Annotated in this window: 11 protein-coding genes; 4 read left to right on the top strand and 7 right to left on the bottom strand. The window is 71.4% G+C overall.

Features of this window, described 5'->3' with window-relative positions; all coding sequences use genetic code 11:
- Positions 1 to 10 precede the first annotated feature (10 nt).
- Positions 11 to 1891, bottom strand: a complete 1881-nt coding sequence (locus tag ASG80_RS20965; protein WP_056734426.1) for a heavy metal translocating P-type ATPase — start codon at positions 1889 to 1891, stop codon at positions 11 to 13.
- Positions 1892 to 2109: 218 nt separating this feature from the next.
- Complete coding sequence (locus ASG80_RS20960; protein ID WP_056734424.1) at positions 2110 to 3327, bottom strand: NADP-dependent isocitrate dehydrogenase; 1218 nt, start codon at positions 3325 to 3327, stop codon at positions 2110 to 2112.
- A 186-nt stretch (positions 3328 to 3513) separates the two neighbouring features.
- Here ASG80_RS20960 and ASG80_RS20955 point away from each other — a divergent pair, with 186 nt between their 5' ends.
- Complete coding sequence (locus tag ASG80_RS20955) at positions 3514 to 3966, top strand: GNAT family N-acetyltransferase (RefSeq protein WP_056734422.1); 453 nt, start codon at positions 3514 to 3516, stop codon at positions 3964 to 3966.
- 8 nt (positions 3967 to 3974) lie between these two features.
- Complete coding sequence (locus ASG80_RS20950) at positions 3975 to 4313, top strand: MGMT family protein (RefSeq protein WP_056734420.1); 339 nt, start codon at positions 3975 to 3977, stop codon at positions 4311 to 4313.
- A gap of 10 nt (positions 4314 to 4323) precedes the next feature.
- Here the strand turns inward: ASG80_RS20950 and ASG80_RS20945 are convergent, their stop codons facing one another.
- Together ASG80_RS20945 and ASG80_RS20940 are read right to left on the bottom strand one after the other, a co-directional pair.
- A complete protein-coding gene (locus ASG80_RS20945) occupies positions 4324 to 6123 on the bottom strand; it encodes a sensor histidine kinase (protein ID WP_082590823.1) in 1800 nt (599 codons plus the stop codon).
- Positions 6120 to 6782, bottom strand: coding sequence for a response regulator transcription factor (locus tag ASG80_RS20940; protein WP_056734415.1), 663 nt, complete (start codon positions 6780 to 6782; stop codon positions 6120 to 6122). The genes ASG80_RS20945 and ASG80_RS20940 overlap by 4 nt, the downstream gene beginning before the upstream one ends.
- A gap of 246 nt (positions 6783 to 7028) precedes the next feature.
- On the opposite strand from ASG80_RS20940, the gene ASG80_RS20935 reads away from it, so the two are divergent.
- Positions 7029 to 10634: a DUF3376 domain-containing protein gene (locus tag ASG80_RS20935; protein WP_056734413.1), complete on the top strand. Its 3606-nt coding sequence runs from the start codon at positions 7029 to 7031 to the stop codon at positions 10632 to 10634.
- A gap of 151 nt (positions 10635 to 10785) precedes the next feature.
- Positions 10786 to 11733: a hypothetical protein gene (locus tag ASG80_RS20930; protein WP_056734411.1), complete on the top strand. Its 948-nt coding sequence runs from the start codon at positions 10786 to 10788 to the stop codon at positions 11731 to 11733.
- Between the two features lie 41 nt (positions 11734 to 11774).
- Here ASG80_RS20930 and ASG80_RS20925 read toward each other — a convergent pair whose 3' ends face one another.
- The 3 genes from ASG80_RS20925 to ddaH form a co-directional block, all read right to left on the bottom strand.
- On the bottom strand, positions 11775 to 13580 hold the full coding sequence (locus tag ASG80_RS20925; protein WP_056734409.1) for an ABC transporter ATP-binding protein: 1806 nt from the start codon (positions 13578 to 13580) through the stop codon (positions 11775 to 11777).
- Positions 13577 to 15532, bottom strand: a complete 1956-nt coding sequence (locus ASG80_RS20920; protein ID WP_082590818.1) for an ABC transporter ATP-binding protein — start codon at positions 15530 to 15532, stop codon at positions 13577 to 13579. Before ASG80_RS20920 ends, ASG80_RS20925 begins: the two co-directional genes overlap by 4 nt.
- Before the next feature lie 551 nt (positions 15533 to 16083).
- The gene (ddaH, locus tag ASG80_RS24810; protein WP_056734407.1) at positions 16084 to 17340 is read right to left on the bottom strand and encodes a dimethylargininase; all 1257 of its coding nucleotides are present in this window, start codon (positions 17338 to 17340) and stop codon (positions 16084 to 16086) included.
- Positions 17341 to 17349: the final 9 nt, after the last annotated feature.

The raw sequence follows: 17349 nt of genomic DNA, 5'->3' as shown, positions 1-17349 counted from the left end.
CATCGCGCTGTTATCGAGTTGTGATCTGGCCGGTGGCCCGCTGCGCCGGCGCCATCGTCTTCGCGTCGAGGCGCCCGCCGATCGCGCGGAGTGCGGCGAGGATCGTGACGAGGTCGACGACCTCCTGCAGCAGGGCTCCCACCGTCGCGGGGATCACGCCGAACGCGGCCACGAGCATGAGCCCGACGCTGACGATGATGCCCAGCCAGATGCTCTGCAGCGCGATGCGCACGGTGTCGCGGCCGATCTCCACGGCCTTCGCCGTGCGCGAGATGTCGTCGACGAGGATCACGGCCGAGGCAGATTCGCTCGCGGCGGTCGCGCCCTTCGCGCCCATCGCGATGCCCACGTCGGCGGCGGCGAGGACCGGCGCGTCGTTCACCCCGTCGCCCACCATGATCACCGGTCGCTCGGTCACGGCGGCGACCTCATGCACCTTGTCGGCTGGCAGGCAGTCCGCCAGCACCCGGGTGATCCCGATCTCGGCCGCGATGTGGTCGGCGGTGGCCTTCGCGTCGCCCGTGAGCATCATGGTGCGGTGAACGCCGAGCTCGTCGAGGCGTGCGAGGGTGGCCTTCGCGTTGTCGCGCAGCCGGTCGCTCGCGAGCAGGGCGCCCGCGAAGCGGCCGTCGACCGCCACGTACACCGCGAGCTCGCCCGGCGCGATCGGCGTGCGCGCGGCATCCGGGGCGTGCTCGGCGACGAAGGCGAACTTGCCGACCACGACCTCGCGGCCGTCGACCTTCGCCTGCACGCCGTTCGTGGCAGTCTCCCGCGCCCACTCGGCCTCGGCGAGCGGAAGGTGCCGCTCGCGGGCGGCGGCGATCATCGATGTGGCGAGCACGTGCGACGAGTACTGCTCGGCGGACGCCACGATGCCGAGCAGCTCGTCGGCGCCGAACCCGTTCCCCGGCCGTACCGCCACGAGCGTCGGGGCGCCGTACGTGAGCGTGCCGGTCTTGTCGAACACGGCGGTCCTTGCGGCGGCGAGCTGCTCGAGCACTCCCCCGCCCTTCACGATCACGCCGTTGCGGGCGGCCCGGCTCATGCCGCCGATGAAGGCCACCGGCGCGGCGATGAGCAGTGGACACGGTGTCGCGAGCACGAGCACCTCTGCGAAGCGCACCGGGTCGCCCGACAACCACCATGCGACCCCGGCCAGCGCGAGCGAGAACAGCGTGAACGGCACGGCGTAGCGATCGGCGAGCCGTACGACGGGCGCCTTCGACGCGGCGGCCTCCGCGACGAGCGCGACGATCTGCTGGTACTGGCTGTCGGCCGCTGTGGCCGTCGCGACGACCTCGACCGCCGACTGCCCGTTCACCGAACCGCTCAGCAGGGTGTCGCCCGCGCGCTTCTCCACGGGCACGCTCTCGCCCGTGATGGACGACTCGTCCACGGCGGTCTCGTCGGAACGCAGCGTCGCGTCGACCGGCACGATCTCGCTCGGGCGAACGAGCAGCAGGTCGCCCGGGCGCACCTCGTCGGCGCGCACGTCGACGATCTCGTCGTCCTGCAGGCGGTGCGCGAGCTGCGGAGTCCGGGTCAGGAGCGCGTCGAGCTCGCGCTTGGCCCGGCGGTTCGCGTAGTCCTCGAGCGCCTCGCCGCCCGTGAGCATGAGCACGACGATGAGCGCCGCGACGTACTCTCCCACGAGCACGGTCGCCACGATGGCGGTCACCGCGAGGATGTCGAGGCCCCAGTGCCCGCGCAGGATGTCGCGCACCATGCCGACCGCCTGCCAGGCGGCGATCGCGAGGGCGTAGGCGCTGAAGATCCAGGGCACCGCCTCGCCGGCACCGGCGAGGGCGAGCACCACCCCGAGCAGCCCGATCGCGAGGGTCAGTGTGACGACCCAGTACCGTCGGGCGAGCCGCAGGAGCCGTGCCATGCCCTCCATCCTCTCCCGTGACTCCCCGCAACGCACCGCCCCGCGCGGCGCACGCCTGGCGCGTACCGAACGCAGGAGGACACGCCGCACGGTCACCGAGAACAGGACGACACGCCGGGCGGATGTCGCCTCGCGCATGTTTTCGGGACTCTGGCGCGCCGGGCAGAACGACGAGGGGGCCGGATGCCGCGGCATCCGACCCCCTCATACGACCACGATCAGGCGGCGATGCGCGCCTTCAGGTTGTCGGACAGCGTCTGGAGGAACTCCTCGGTCGTCTGGTACGGCTGCTCGGGGCCGACGAGGAGCGCGAGGTCCTTCGTCATGGCACCCGACTCGACGGTCTTCACGACGACGTCCTCGAGGGTGTGCGTGAAATCGATGAGCTCCTGGTTGCCGTCGAGCTTGCCGCGGTGCGCGAGGCCGCGCGTCCAGGCGTAGATCGAGGCGATCGGGTTCGTCGAGGTGGGCTTGCCCTGCTGGTGCTGGCGGTAGTGGCGCGTGACGGTGCCGTGCGCCGCCTCGGCCTCGACGACCTTGCCGTCGGGCGTGGCGAGCACGCTCGTCATGAGGCCGAGCGAGCCGAAGCCCTGCGCGATGGTGTCGGACTGCACGTCGCCGTCGTAGTTCTTGCAGGCCCAGACGTAGCCGCCCTCCCACTTCAGCGCGGCGGCCACCATGTCGTCGATGAGGCGGTGCTCGTAGGTGAGGCCGGCCGCGTCGAACCTCTCCTTGAACTCCGTGTCGAAGACCTCCTGGAACAGGTCCTTGAAGCGGCCGTCGTAGGCCTTCAGGATCGTGTTCTTCGTCGAGAGGTAGACGGGGTAGTTGCGGTCGAGGCCGTAGTTCAGCGAGGCGCGCGCGAAATCGCGGATCGAGTCGTCGAGGTTGTACATACCCATCGCGACGCCGGAGCCGGGTGCCTGGAAGACCTCGAACTCCTGCGGCTCGGAGCCGTCCTTCGGGGTGAAGGTCATGGTGAGGGTGCCCTCGCCCTCGAAGCGGAAGTCGGTGGCGCGGTACTGGTCGCCGAACGCGTGACGGCCGACGATGATCGGCTTGTTCCAGCCGGGCACGAGGCGCGGGATGTTCGAGATGATGATCGGCTCGCGGAAGATGACGCCGCCGAGGATGTTGCGGATGGTGCCGTTCGGCGAGCGCCACATCTTCTTCAGGCCGAACTCCTCGACGCGCGCCTCGTCGGGCGTGATCGTCGCGCACTTCACGCCCACGCCGTGCTTCTGGATGGCGTGCGCCGCGTCGATCGTGATCTGGTCGTCGGTCTCGTCGCGCTTCTGGATCGAGAGGTCGTAGTACTCGAGGTCGATGTCGAGGTACGGGTGGATCAGCTGGTCCTTGATGGCCTGCCAGATGATGCGGGTCATCTCGTCGCCGTCGAGCTCGACGACGGTGCCTTCAACCTTGATCTTGGACAACGTGGATCTCCTTGGATCTCTCGGGGATTCGGGGAAGTCTGGTGGGGCGGAAACGCCGCCTGCCAGCTTACCGCCTCGCGCGGATATCTCGACATCGAGACAAATGGATGCCGCATCCGGCCGTTCACACGCTGGTCTTGCTCCGCGACTTCCTGCCGCGGGCCGCCACAGGTTAGCCTTGGCAGCATGGCTGATCTGCGACTCGAAGAACTGAACGCGACGAACATCGTGGCCGCGAACAGCCTGTCGCTGAAGCCGGGCCAGGAGCAGTTCATCGCTCCCGTCACCTACTCGGCCGAGTCCTCGGTGGTGAACCCTGCCACGGCGTGGCAGCGGGTCGCGCTCCTCAAGGGCAAGGTCGTCGGGTTCATCCACGGCAACTTCGACCCAGAGAATCCGCACGAGGAGTTCCGCGCCTGCATCTGGCGCATCAACGTCGACGCGGAGGTGCAGGGCAAGGGCGTCGGGCGATTCCTCGCGACGGCGCTCGCCGAGGAGGCCAAGCGCCGCGGCTTCGACCGCATCACCGTGCTTTGGGAGCCGGGCGAGCTGGGCCCCGAGGCGTTCTTCCACCGCATCGGCTTCGTCGACGTCGGCGAGACCGCCTACGGCGACGTGATCGGCGCGCTCGAGCTCTGAGCGAACGGATGCCGCAGCACCCGGCCGGGCGCCGCCCTGAGCCTGTCGAAGGGTTCGTCGAGGCCGTGCTCGCCGTGGTCGCCGACATCCCGTCCGGCTCAGTCGCGACCTACGGCGACGTCGCCGCCGTCCTCGGGTCGCGCGGTGCACGAGCCGTCGGCCAGGTCATGGCCAGATACGGCTCGGATGCCCCGTGGTGGCGCGTCGTGCGTGCGGGCGGTCGTCCGCCCACCGGCCATGCGGCGACGGCGCGGCGGCACTACGACGACGAGGGCACGCCCCTCGTGGCGGCATCCGACGACGACGGCTATCGCATCGTGCTCGCCGCCTGCCGCTGGCGCCCGTGAGCGAGCCCGCTCACTCGGCGAGCGGGCCGCCGAGCGGGATCCGTGCGGTCAGCGTGGTGCCCGCCCCGCGGGGGCTCTCGATGTCGAGCGTGCCGCCCACCGCGTCGACACGGTCGGCGATGCCGAGCATGCCGGTGCCGCCGTCTAGCGACGCACCGCCGGAGCCGTTGTCGCGCACCACGAGCTCGAGCTCCTCGTCGACGACGTACGCCCGCACCCAGCCGCGGGTCGCGCCGGAGTGCTTGGCGACGTTCGCGAGCGCCTCCGCCAGCACGAAGTACGCGGTCGACTCGATGAGCTCGGGCAGCCGGCCCTCCGCCTGCACGTCGACCTCGACAGGGACCGGGCAGCGCCCCGCCACCTCGGGCACGGCGAGCGCGAGGCCGCCCGACGAGAGCAGGCTGGGGTGGATGCCGTGGGCGAGCTCCCTGAGCTCACGGAGCGCCATGTTCAGCATCTGGATGGTGCCCTCGAGCTCGGTGGCGAGCGCCACCTCGTCGGTGTCGCGTGCGGCGTTGGCGGCGAGCCGCAGCCGCATGCCGAGGGAGACGAGGTGCTGCTGGGCGCCGTCGTGCAGGTCGCGCTCGATGCGGCGCCTCGCCTCGACGCCCGCCTCCACGATGCGCTGGCGCGACTGGCGCACCTGCTCGAGGGTGCGCTCGATCTCGGACCGCAGACGGCCGTTGTCGACCGACAGCCGGAGGGCGCTCGAGACGCCGTCGAGCAGGCGCATGTTGTCGGTGAGCACTTTGTCGTGCCGGATGAGGGCGATCGGCATGCCGGTCGGCGACGAGACCGGCAGCAGGTCGTGGCGCTCGCGCCGCTCGGCGGGGCCCTGCTCGATGGGTTCGCCGGCGGCATCCGCATACCGGCCGCGCTCCTCGTCCCACCAGTAGACGCGCACCGAGGCGTCGCGCAGGGTGCGCGCGAGCGACTCCGCCCACAGCCCACGATCGGCGCCCTCACGGGTGATTCGCATGAGGTCGGCGACCCTCGAACGCATGTTCCGCGTATGCCCCACGCCCGCGACGAAGCTCACCGGGATCGATGCGATCGCGATCAACGAGACCGTGTCGAGCACGTTGTCGGCGGTCGCCGACACGGACTCCGTCACAGCGTACGCCGCGAGCGTTGCTGTCCAGGCGACGAGCGCGAGCGGCATGAGGAACGCCACGGCGCGCGCCGGGATGCTCCCGCGCACCCAGCCCACAAGCAGACGGCCGGCGATCACGAGCGCGACGAGCGCGCCGATGTAGCGATACCCGAGGTTGATGGCGGCGAAGACCTCCGGGGCATCGGCGATCTGGTACGGATTCGGTGCACAGTCGCACCGCTCGGGATTCGGCGGCCCGGTGAGGAGGAGCACGGCGCCCAGGAAGAAGACGAGTGACGCGCCGATCACGATGCCGACGAGCCACCGGTCGATCCGGCCGGAGAGCCGGCCCCGGGGGTAGACGAGCGGGAGCAGGGTCGGGACCGCAGCCCACCAGAGGTGCGCGCCGTACACGAGCGGCCAGAGCCAGCCGATGTCCTCGATGACGCGGAAGAACGTCACCGGGATCCAGAGCACCGCGAAGGCCACCATCATCCTCGCCGGCACGGGTGTGGGGCCGAGGCTCCATGCGACGCCCGCGCACGCGGCGTAGACGAGCGCCACCATCGTGTGCAGGGTCACGTACGAGACCTCGGGCCGCAGCTCCTCCGGCGTCGCGACGAAGCCCGAGATCTCCATCGTCAGGGTGAGCGCCACGACGGCGGCGATGATGATGGTGCGTCTGAGGATCCGGCCTCTTCGGCCGGGTGCCATCATCGCTCGCCGAGGAGCGTGAGCACGGCGAGCACGCGACGGTGGTGCTCGGGCGACTCCTCGAGGTCGAGCTTCTGCAGGATGCTGCGCACGTGCGTCTCGACCGTCTTCAGGCCGAGGAACAGGGTCTGGGCGATGCCGCCGTTCGAGTAGCCCTGCGCCATGAGCTCGAGCACCGAGCGCTCTCGCTCGGTGAGTCGTGACAACGGGTCGTCGGCGCGCGTGCGCTTCACGAGCTGCTCGACGACCTCGGGGTCGACCACCGAGCCGCCCGATGCGACCGTCTCGACGGCGCGCACGAGCGTCTGGGGCTCGGAGACGCGCTCCTTGAGCAGGTACCCCGTGCCGCTTCCGGCGCCCATGACGCGCAGCGCGTACTCGGGCGTCGCGTACATCGACAGGAGCAGCACGCCGATCGTCGAGCCCTCGGCCCGCATGGCCTCGAGCGCGACGATGCCCTCGTCGCGATAGCTCGGCGGCATGCGGATGTCGAGGACCGCGGCGTCGATGCCGCCGCCGCGAACGACCTCGAGGAGCTCGTCACCCGTGCCGACCGAGGCGACCACGTCGATGCCGCCGCCCTCCAGCACCTTCGCGATGCCTTCGCGGAGCAGCATCGCGTCATCGGCGATCGCGACGCGCAGGGGGCGAGCGTCGTTCATCGGGCCTCCGTTCGTGGGCAGGCTCGACCGTTCGGGGGTCACCACCCGCCTACGCCGACTGTATCGCGTCGGGTATCTGGGCCGTTCGTCCCAGTTCTGGGGGTATCCCGGATGCGCGGTCCCCGTCGCCGTGGCACGCTTGACACGCCACGTGCGTGTCCGCGACGCTCCGCCCGCACACGCCGTGGACCGCCGCGCCCTCGGATCGGGGCCTTCGCATGCCCGTCCCCCGACCCAGGAGCCCCGATGCCGCGAATCGCAACCACGGCCATGCCCGTCGACGACGTCAGGGCGACGCCCGGGCCGCCGCGACAAATCCGCCTCGTCCTGGTCAGGGCGGGCCAGCGCATCGAGGATCGCCTCCGGAACTACCCGGGTGCGGCGCCCTCCTCGGGTCGCACCCTGCGCGTCGCGCTCGCGATGCGCGGCGGGGTCAGCCTCGCGGTGTGGATCGGGGGGGCCGTCGCAGAGCTCGACCTGCTCCGCCGCATCCGCCTCTACGATCACGGCGGCGGCGTTCTGGCCTTCGTGGTCGTGACGCCCGAGACCCCGCTCACGGCGCCGGTGCTCGAGCGCCTCGCGGTGTACGCACGGCTGATGGACGCCGCACGCTACGACCGTGTCGAGTTCGACCTGCTCGCCGGGGCGAGCGCCGGAGGGCTCAACGCCGTGGTGTACTCCGTCGCCCAGCGCGCAGGCACCGGGGTCGACTCGCTCCTCGGCACCTGGAGCGAGGTGGGCGGGTTCTGGGGCCTCCTGCACCCGCCCGGCTCACGGGGCATCCGGGCGCTGATGCAGGGCGAGGGCTACTTCCGTGCTCGTACCCGCGATCAGCTCGGCGCCCTCTACGCGACCGCCGACCGCCACCCCGACCTCGTCGCCGACTACACGAGCGTCGACCTGTCCGCCACCCTCATCGATGCGCACGACGAATACGAGGAGGACGTGAACGAGGGGCGCGGCCACTTCCGCTTCATCGGCTCCGACGAGCACGCCCTCGACAATCTCATCCCACGGCGCGACAGCTTCGACTACCCCGGCAAGGCGGAGGACGACCTCGCCCACCTCGACCGGCTCGCCCTCGCCGCTCGCTCGACCTCATCGCTGCCCGGTGGGTTCGAACCTGCCGAGATCGACTCGACCGTCGGCCGCGCGGGCGTCGAGCCGCGCGACATGCGCTTCGCGTTCGGCGTGCACCGCACCGCCCAGCGCACCCCCTATCGCATCGTCGACGGCGCCGTGTTCGACAACGTGCCGATCGAACGAGCGCTGCGCGCGGCGAAGCTGCGCCGTTCGGAGCGCCTCACCGACCGTGCGATGATCTTCCTCGACCCGGAGCCCGACGCACCGCTCGGCGGCGAGGCCACGTGGGACCCCGATGCCAACCGGTTCTTCCGCACGATCGGCGCGATGCTGTCGCGAAGCTTCCGGCGAGAGTCGGTCGCGCAGGAGGCGGCCGAGATCCAGCGCTTCAACGCAGCGCACCTCATCCAGTCGGGCCGGCGCGAGAGCGCGGCGTCGCTCATCGCAACGGCGCCATGGGATGCCGACGCTCGCGTCGCCCGTCGCCGGGCGTATCTCCACTCCCTCGGCATGACCCTCGCAGACCACCTCGCGGAAGCGATCTCGCTCCCGTCGACCTGGCAGTTGCAGTCGGTGCTGCCCCAGCGCCGGCGCTACCTGCCGATCGACCGCGTCGCCCTCGCCGGTCTCGCGACGCAGGCCGTCGCCCGCTTCGAACGGGCGGCCGCCGAGGATTCGCGCACGGCGGCGCGCTCCGTGCTGGCGCTCGCCGACGCTGCGAACTGCGTCCTGTCCTGGACCCGTGCGCTCGAGGCCGTGCCCGAGTCCCCCGGCTCGCGACGCCGCATCTCGATCACCGACGTGCGGGAGCCGGCCTATGCGGCGCTCGCCGACGCCGCGAACTCACGCGATGCGCTCACCGCCCTCGTACTGGACGAGACCCAGGGTCTCGCCTCCCGACGCGTCGTACCGCGCGACACGGACTTCGCCGCCTGGCTCGACACGTGGTTCGCGGCATCCGATGCGATCGACACCGCCCCGCACTGGCGCTCGCTCGATGCAGCCATCTCCCGGCTGTCGAACGCGACGAAGCAGCTCGACCGCACCATCCACTACCACGACCAGGCGACCCGCAGGGCATGGACGGAGGCGCCGTGGAGCGCGCTCGGTCGTGTGCAGAGGCTCTACGCCGTCGACCTCCCGCCCGTGATGAACGCAGGGGGCATCCCCGCCGCGCTCTCGAGCCTGCGCTACTGGAGCATCGGCGTCGACGAGGAGCCCGACCGGCCGGCGAGCTTCACCACGCTCGTCGCCGACCGACGCCACGCGCTGCTGCAGAAGCTGCTGCGCACGTCGGCGCTCACCCCCGACGAGATCGCGGGCCGGCTGAACGCGGCGGCCGACCGGGTGGTGCTCGACCGGCAGTCGAAGCTCGCAGGGTACGGCTTCGGGAACTTCCTCGGCTTCCTCGCGCGAGACTGGCGCGTGAACGACTGGTGGTGGGGTCGTCTCGACGCCTCGGCGGGCATCGTGCGATTCCTCGCCGCGAGCGTGGCCGGCGGTGTCGAGCCGTCGGATGACGTGCGGAGCGTCCAGGACGCGGTCCTCGAGGAGTGCGATGAACCGCGGTACGTCGAGCGTCGGGTGTCCGCGCTCGAGCCGGAGCCGGAGCCGGAGCCGGAGCCCGAGCCGGAGCCCGAGCCGGAGCCCGGCGCCGAGCCCGAGCCCGAGCCCGACCCCGAGCCGGAGCCCGACCCCGCCGACACGGCCGAGGCCGCACGCCTTCGCCGCCGCACACGGCTCCGCGCCGGCACCGACACCGTCTGGAACCTCAGTCCCGGCTACCGCTTCGCCATCGCGTCGCGTGCCGTTCGCCTCATCGATCGAGTCGTCGTCTCCCCGGTGAACCGGGTGATCGCGATCGGCGCGGGAGCGGTGCTCGCCGTGCTGCGTCCGATCCTCGTGGCCGTGCCGACGCTGATGGATCCGCCGCGGCTCGCACTCGTCGCGGGCTTCGTCGCCGCGGCCGCGTGGCTCACGAGCTGGAACGCGGTCCCGGATGCGGCGTGGGTACCGCTCGGCATCGCGCTGGCGTGCTGCGCCCTCCTGCTCGGCCTGCTCGTGTGGGGCGTGACGTGGGCGAGGCTCCGCTGGCGGGCGGTCCGCCGCGCGAGCGACGGCGAGCTCGCCGACCTCGTGGGCCGCGCCGCCCGTCGTGCCTGGGCGCCGACCCTGCGCTACGGCATCGTGGCCGTCGCGAGCCTGTTCCCCCTCGCGATCTCGATCACCCAGTCGAACACGCTCATGGCGGTGCTCTGCTTCGCGGTGAGCGCCGCGCTCGTGGCGACGACGGTGTACTCGGCGACCTCGGCGCGGCGCACCGACGTGCCGGGCCGACGGTTGCGCACCTCGCTCATGGTCGGCACGTTCGCAGTGCTCGGCGGCATCCTCCCGCTCGCGCAGCTCTTCGTGCAGCCCGCCTCGGGGCCCCTGGCCCCCGGCCCGGATTGGTACCTGCCCGTGCTCGTGGCCGGCGGCAGTGCGGTCGCGATCACCCTCACCTACGACTGGCTGCCGATCGCCCGCACCCCGCTCGCGGTCTCACGTGCCGTGAACTGGCTCACGATCATGCTCGCCGCGGCGATCGCCGGCTGCGCGGCGTGGTTCCTCGTCGCGTTCCTGGACCAGGAGCTCGACCGTCTGCTGCAGGACACGCTGCAGGCCGCGGCGTTCGTCGTGGCCTGGGCGAACGCGGTGTGGTGGCTCCCCGAGCTCCGCGCGGCCGAGGCGGACATCGAGGACCGCGTGGTGCGCGCGCCACTCGGCTGACGAGGCGAGTGGTCCGGCGAGCGCCACCGTCGCCAGTGCTGCCCTACCCCCTCGCGGGGTCTGGCACTTAGGCGAGATCCAGTGGATGCCCCCACGCAGCCCTGGTGGCCGCACGGATCCGGCCGGCGTGGCATTCGGAGACCATCGAGGCATGTCGATGACCACTGCGATCGCGAAACGATCCCGCCGCATGGCGGAGCGGGTCGCCCACGCGCGAAGAATCGAACCCGCCTGGACCCGGCCGGCCTGGCCGGCGTCCGTGCGGCCGCTGCACCGCGAGCTCGTGCGGCGCGAGCCGGCCGTCCCGGCGTCGCGGATCCGCGCGACCGACCTCGCACACGAGCACGGCACCTCGCCGCTCGTGCTCGACCTCGACCGCGTGGCGACCCAGCTGCTGAAGCTGCGCCACGAGCTGCCCGACGTGCAGATCCACTTCGCCGTGAAGTCCCTGCCGCACCCCGCCCTCATCAGGGCCGTCGACGCGTTCGGCGCGAGCTTCGCGGTCGCCTCCCGCAGCGAGGTCGACCTGCTCGAGCGGGAGCGCGTCGCGATCTCCCGGTGCCTGCACATCCACCCGGTGAAGACGGTGGCCGACATCACGGGCGCCTACCTCCGTGGCATCCGCACGTTCGTCGTCGACTCCCTCGACGAGGTGGCGAAGTTCCACGAGCTCCCGGGGGTCGCGGTGCTGGTGCGCCTGTCGTTCCCGAACCCCCGCGCGAAGTCCGAGCTGCGGTCGCCGTCCGGCATCGCGCCGGAGGACGCGAGTGCGCTGGTCGGGCAATGCCTGCGGGCCGGGATCCGGGTGGCGGGGTTCACGTTCCATGTCGGCAGCCGCACCACGTCGGCCGCTCCTTGGGTGCACGCGATCCGTCGCACGCTCGCCCTCATGCGCCGGCTCGAGCACGCACACGGCATCCGCTTCGACACGCTCGACCTCGGTGGCGGCTTCCCGGTCGCCGACGGCGAGCCCGGGCACGACCTCGCCACGCTCGCCCGCGGCATCCGTGCCGCGCTCTCCGCCGTGCCCTCGCGCTACCGCATCGTCATCGAGCCCGGGCGATTCGTCTCGGCGCCTGCGGTGGTCGCCGCCGCGTGACCGGGGCGCGGCATCCGCCACTCGGATGCCGCGCGCCCGGGTCACACGAGCGAGTCGCGCCAGGCCGCGTGCAGCGCCGCGAACCGCCCCGCCCCGCCGATGAGCTCGGCGGGTGCGCCGTCCTCGACGATGCGGCCGTGCTCCATGACGAGCACGCGGTCGGCGATCGCGACCGTCGACAGGCGGTGCGCGATGATCACGGCGGTGCGGTCGGCGAGCAGCGACTGCAGGCCCTCCTGCACGAGGCGCTCGCTCGGGATGTCGAGCGAGGAGGTCGCCTCGTCGAGGATCAGCACCGCCGGGTCGGCCAGGAACGCGCGCGCGAACGAGATCAGCTGGCGCTGCCCCGCGCTCACGCGCCCGCCGCGCTTGTTCACGTCGGTGTCGTAGCCGTTCGGCAGCCCCTCGATGAACTCGTGCGCGCCCACGGCCCTGGCCGCCGCCATGATCTCGTCGTACGACGCGTCGGGCTTGCCGAGCGCGATGTTGTCGGCGACCGACCCCGAGAAGAGGTAGGCCTCCTGCGTGACCATGACGATCGCGCGGCGCAGGTCCTTCGGGTGCAGCGACCGCAGGTCGACCCCGTCGAGGTCGACCACGCCGTCGCTCGGGTCGTAGAACCGGGCGATGAGCTTCGCGAGGGTCGACTTGCCCGCACCGGTCGACCCGACGAGCGCCACCGTCTGCCCGGCGGGGATGTCGAGGTCGAAGCGCGGCAGGATCACGCGATCGGGCGTGTAGGCGAACTCCACGCCCTCGAACCGCACGTGCCCGTGCGCCTTCCACAGGTCGACCGGGTGCACCGGGTCGGGCACGCTCGGCTGCTCCTCGAGCACGCCCGAGATCTTCTCGAGCGCGGATGCCGCGGACTGGTACCCGTTGTAGAACATCGCCATGTCCTCCATCGGGTCGAAGAACCGCTTCGTGTAGAGCAGGGCCGCCAGCAGCACGCCGACCTCCATGCCGCCGTCGACGACGCGGAAGCCGCCGACCACGAGCACGGCCGCGACGCACGCGTTGCCGATGAGCAGCAGCCCCGGATCGTAGATGCCGAACAGCTGGATCACCTTGGCGTTCACGTCGCGGTAGTCCTCGACGAGGTCGCCGAACTCGCGCTCGTTGCGGCGCTCCTTGCGGAACGCCTGCACGGCGCGGATGCCGGTCATGGACTCGACGAAGTGCACGATGAGCTTCGCCGACGCCACCCGCGAACGGCGGAACAGCCTCTGCGAGCGCACCTGGAACCACCGCGTGAGCACCGCGAGCGGCACGAGCGCGATGAGCAGCACGAGCGCCGACGTCCAGTCGAGCAGCGCCAGCGCGATCGCCGTGAACGACATGTACAGCGCGCCGCGCACGAGCTGGTTGATGCCCTCGTCGAGCAGTTCGCGGATCGCGTCGAGGTCGCTCGTCTGCCGCGAGATGATGCGGCCCGACGTGTACGACTCGTGGAACTCGAGCGAGAGCCTCTGCGTGTGCAGGAACACCCGCGTGCGCAGGTCGAGCAGCACCGCCTGGCTGATCCTGGCGGAGAGCCGGATGTACCACGCGATGAGGAACGCGCCCACCGTCCCGGTGAGCAGGTAGGCCACGCCCGCGAAGCCGACCGGCACCCAGTCGCCATCGAGCAGCGCGGGCAGGCCCTGGTCGATGCCGTAGGCGATCAGCGCGGGTCCGGCGACCTGCGCGCCCGTGGAGACGACGACGATCGCCATCGTCATCCAGAGCCTGGCCCGCACCGGGCGCAGCAGCGACCCGAGCAGGCGCAGCGAACGCTGTCGGATCTGCTTGGACTCGGCCTTCGTGAAGTCGGAGCGCTCCTCGCCCTCGACGCCCGTGACGCTCATCGGGTCGCCTCCTCTCGCTGGATGGGTTCGATGCCGGTGGTGACGGATGCCGCGGCATCCGTCAGCTCGAGCTCGGCCTGCGCCGCGTCATCCGATGGTGACGCATCGATGCGGTCGGATGCCTCGGCGGCCTCGCGGCGCTCCTCGTCCTCGAGACTCGAGATGACGAAGGCGTAGTGCTCGCTCTCGCGCAGGAGCTCGGAGTGCGTGCCGACCGCCGTGATGCGCCCACCCTCGAGGAGCGCGACGCGATCGGCGAGCATGACCGTCGACGGCCGGTGCGCCACGATGAGCGCGGTGGTCGACGCGAGCACGGTGCGCAGCTCGGCCTCGACCTTCGCCTCGGTGGCCACGTCGAGCGCCGACAACGGGTCGTCGAGTACGAGCACCGACGGGGATGCGGCGACCGCACGCGCGAGCGCGAGTCGCTGCCGCTGACCGCCGGAGAGGCTCATGCCCTCCTCGCCGACCTTCGTGTCGACCCCGTCGGGGAGGTCGTACGCGAAACCGGCCTGCGCGATGCGCAGCGCCTCGGTGAGCACGCGCTCGGCCTCCGCGCGGACCGCGGGCTCGTCGCCGGCGAGCTCGGGCCGCCCGAGCAGCACGTTGTCGCGCACCGAGGCGCTGAACAGCGTCGCGTCCTCGAACGCCATGGCGATGTGGGTTCGCAACTCCTCGCGCGTGAGCGCCCGGATGTCGACGCCGTCGAGCGTGATCGACCCGCCGGTCACGTCGTACAGTCGGGTCGTGAGCGCCGTCAGCGTGGTCTTGCCGCTGCCGGTGAGGCCGACGAGCGCCATGGTCTCGCCGGGCTCGAGGGCGAGGTCGACGCCGTCGAGCAGGTCGCCGAACCGGTCGGGCGAATCCTGGTAGCGGAACCGCACGTCGGTGAAGACGAGCTCGCCGTGCGGGCGCTCGATCGAGACCGGCCGCTCGGGGTCGGTGATCTGGTTCTCGCTGTCGAGGATGTCGAAGAACCGGTCCGTCGCGGTGCGGGCGTCGACGGAGAAGGCGAGCAGGAACCCGATCGACTCGATCGGCCATGCGAGCACGGTCGCCGTCGCGAAGAACGCGACGAGCTCGCCCACGGTGAGCGTGCCCTGCGAGGCGAGCCATACGCCGAGCACGAGGCACACGGCGAGCGCGACCGTCGGCACGACGAGGATCCACGTCCAGATCCCTGCGTCGAGGCGCGCCTTCTCCATCTCGGTGCTGCGCAGCGACTCGGCCTGCGCCCGGAAGGTCGACAGCGCGTGCTTGCCGCGCCCGAACGCCTTCAGCACGCGGATGCCGTGCACCGACTCCTCGACCGCCGTGGCGAGGTCGCCCGCCTGGTCCTGGCTGCGTCGGGACACCTCGGAGTAGCGACCCTCGAAGCGGTAGCCGACCACCCAGAGCGGGATCGAGCAGACGAGGAACACGAGGCCGAGCATCCAGTTCATCGAGACGAGGATCACCAGGCCCACGACGATCACGATGAGGTTCACGACGAGCAGCACGAGCCCGAACGAGAGCCAGCGGCGGATGAGCCCGAGGTCGCTGACCGCGCGCGAGAGCAGCTGGCCGCTCGGCCAGCGGTCGTGGAAGCTCACGGGCAGGTCCTGCAGCTTGGCGTAGAGGGCATTGCGCATGCGCGCCTCGACGCGGGTGCCGGGGGTGAGCACGAACCAGCGCCGCAGCGCGATCATGCCCGCCTCGAGCACGCCGAGCGCGAAGACGAGGCCGGCGAACGGCCAGATCGCGCTCGCGTCGCCATCGGAGAGCGGGCCGTCGACGATCGACTGCAGCACCTGCGGGATGGCGAGTGCGATCAACTGCGCGATGAGCGCGGCGGCCATGCCCGCCACGATGAACGGGAGTGCGGGGCCGGCGTACTCACGCAGCCTGAAGAGCGCGCGCACGGTGCCGATGCGCGCCGGGATGGGGTCCTGGTGGTGCGGGGTGGCGGACAAGCCGGTTCCTTCCGGAGGGGCGTCGCGGCGTCCTCGTGGGACGTCGGGCGACGTGTCGGATCGAGCAGACGCGCGCGACGTGGCGGCGTCGGGATGCGGGGATACCGCGGAATGGGCAGGCTGCGCCTGCGGGGCTGGTGCGGAAGCTACCCGGAGATGCCCTCGGCGGGGAGGACCGGACGGGCAGCGCCGTCGACCGCGACCTGGCGGGCGTAGCTGTCTGTCTGCATGGTTTCCTCCTGCGTCGTCGTCTGCGAACCCTCACGGCCATCGGATGTCGCGCGATGGCCAGCCCTTCAGACTATGGGCTTTCGGCACTCGGGTGCAAGCGTCGCACGGCTCTTTCAAAGTCCGCGTTGCGTCCCGCGTCCCTCGCAACGCAGGAACTTCGGGTACCTCTGCGGCGAGTCGGCACGGTTTCCATGGGTCGCTGCGGCGGTTCTTCCTGCAGTTCCGACCTCACCGCCGAAACCCCACGGACTTTGAAAGAGCCGTGCACGAGCGTGCCGCGGCAGATTACGAGGGCGGAGCGGAACGCGGCATCCGATCGCTCACCGCACCCGCACCGAGAGGCACGTGACGCAGCCCTCGAGCTTCTCGAACTCCCCGATGTCGACCGTGACGACGCGGTAGCCGAGCCCTGAGAGCATGGCGGCCGTCTGCGGCGCCGACGATGACATGAGCAGCGACTCGGGCGAGAGCTCGACGACCGCGACGCCCTCGGGCTCGGGCACGGGGAGGAACCGCGGGAACAGGCTCGGCACGTCGACGAGTGCCGGGTCGCCGATGATGGTGCCGTCGGGAAGTGCGGTCATCGTGCTCTTCAGGTGCAGCGCCTTCGTGACGGGGACCGCGACCAGCGAGTAGCCGTGCGGCGCGACGAGCGCCCGGAGCTGGCGGATGCCCTCGGCGTTCGTGCGGCCGGAGGCGCCGACGTACACCGTGGAGTCGACCTTCAGCACGTCGCCGCCGTCGAGCGTGCCCGGCAGCTCGATGCGCGCGACGGTGAGGCCGGGGATCGCGCGGACGGTGCGCTCGACGGCCTCGATCTCGGGCCGGCGCGACTCCGCACCGGGGCTCGTGACCACCGCGAGGTCGCCGAAGAGCACGACCGTGTCCTCCACGAACACCGAGTCGGCGAGCTCGGGCGCCGCGTCGACCTCGATGGTGTCCCAGCCCTCGGCCACGAGCGCTGCGCAGTAGTTGTCCCACTGCTCGTCGGCGCGGGCCTTGTCGACGGGGAACCGCTCACGGTGGGTGAGCTCGGCCTCGTCGAGGTTCGACGCGGGGATGCGCACGAGCGCCATGCGCCGCGGTGGCGGGCGGTGTGCGTACCCCAGGATGCCGTTGAGCACCCGGGGTGCGAGGAACACCTCGCCCGCGATCACGGCGAGGATGAACACGAGGTTGAGGCTCGCGAGCGATCCCACAACGAAGAGGAACAGCGCGCCCGAGAAGGGGTTGCCTGCCGCACCCGCCGTCACCGTGGTGGCGAGGAGCGCCGCGAGGCACCCCGAGGTGAATCCCGAGACGAGCGCGAGGAACCACGCGCGGGTGGCGCCGAGGCTGTTCGCCACGGCCAGCAGCACCCACGTGATGAGCGCCGCGAGGGCGAAGTGCGGGAACAGCTGGCCGAACACCTGCGGCGACTGGCCGTTGCCGATGAAGAACGCGAACACGGCCACGAGCATCGCCGTGACCGCCACGGCGGCCGCCGACGCCAGCACCGCCAGCGCCCGCCGCCCCGGCGTCGGAGCCGGCGTGAACCGGGCAGGGGCAGGCGGAGGCGTGGCGGCGGGGGACGTCATGGCACGAGC

Origin of the sequence: Agromyces sp. Soil535, assembly GCF_001428255.1 — a bacterium.
GTDB lineage: Bacteria > Actinomycetota > Actinomycetes > Actinomycetales > Microbacteriaceae > Agromyces.
Note: the sequence above shows the minus strand (reverse complement) of the source record. Positions and strands in the feature narration are given on the sequence as shown.

Excerpts from the sequence above, each read along its gene's own strand:
- ASG80_RS20965 (WP_056734426.1), bottom strand. The coding sequence starts at position 1,891 with ATGGCACGGCTCCTGCGGCTCGCCCGACGGTACTGGGTCGTCACACTG.
- ASG80_RS20955 (WP_056734422.1), top strand. The coding sequence starts at position 3,514 with ATGGCTGATCTGCGACTCGAAGAACTGAACGCGACGAACATCGTGGCC.
- ASG80_RS20950 (WP_056734420.1), top strand. The coding sequence starts at position 3,975 with ATGCCGCAGCACCCGGCCGGGCGCCGCCCTGAGCCTGTCGAAGGGTTC.
- ASG80_RS20945 (WP_082590823.1), bottom strand. The coding sequence starts at position 6,123 with ATGATGGCACCCGGCCGAAGAGGCCGGATCCTCAGACGCACCATCATC.
- ASG80_RS20940 (WP_056734415.1), bottom strand. The coding sequence starts at position 6,782 with ATGAACGACGCTCGCCCCCTGCGCGTCGCGATCGCCGATGACGCGATG.
- ASG80_RS20935 (WP_056734413.1), top strand. The coding sequence starts at position 7,029 with ATGCCGCGAATCGCAACCACGGCCATGCCCGTCGACGACGTCAGGGCG.
- ASG80_RS20930 (WP_056734411.1), top strand. The coding sequence starts at position 10,786 with ATGTCGATGACCACTGCGATCGCGAAACGATCCCGCCGCATGGCGGAG.
- ASG80_RS20925 (WP_056734409.1), bottom strand. The coding sequence starts at position 13,580 with ATGAGCGTCACGGGCGTCGAGGGCGAGGAGCGCTCCGACTTCACGAAG.
- ddaH (WP_056734407.1), bottom strand. The coding sequence starts at position 17,340 with ATGACGTCCCCCGCCGCCACGCCTCCGCCTGCCCCTGCCCGGTTCACG.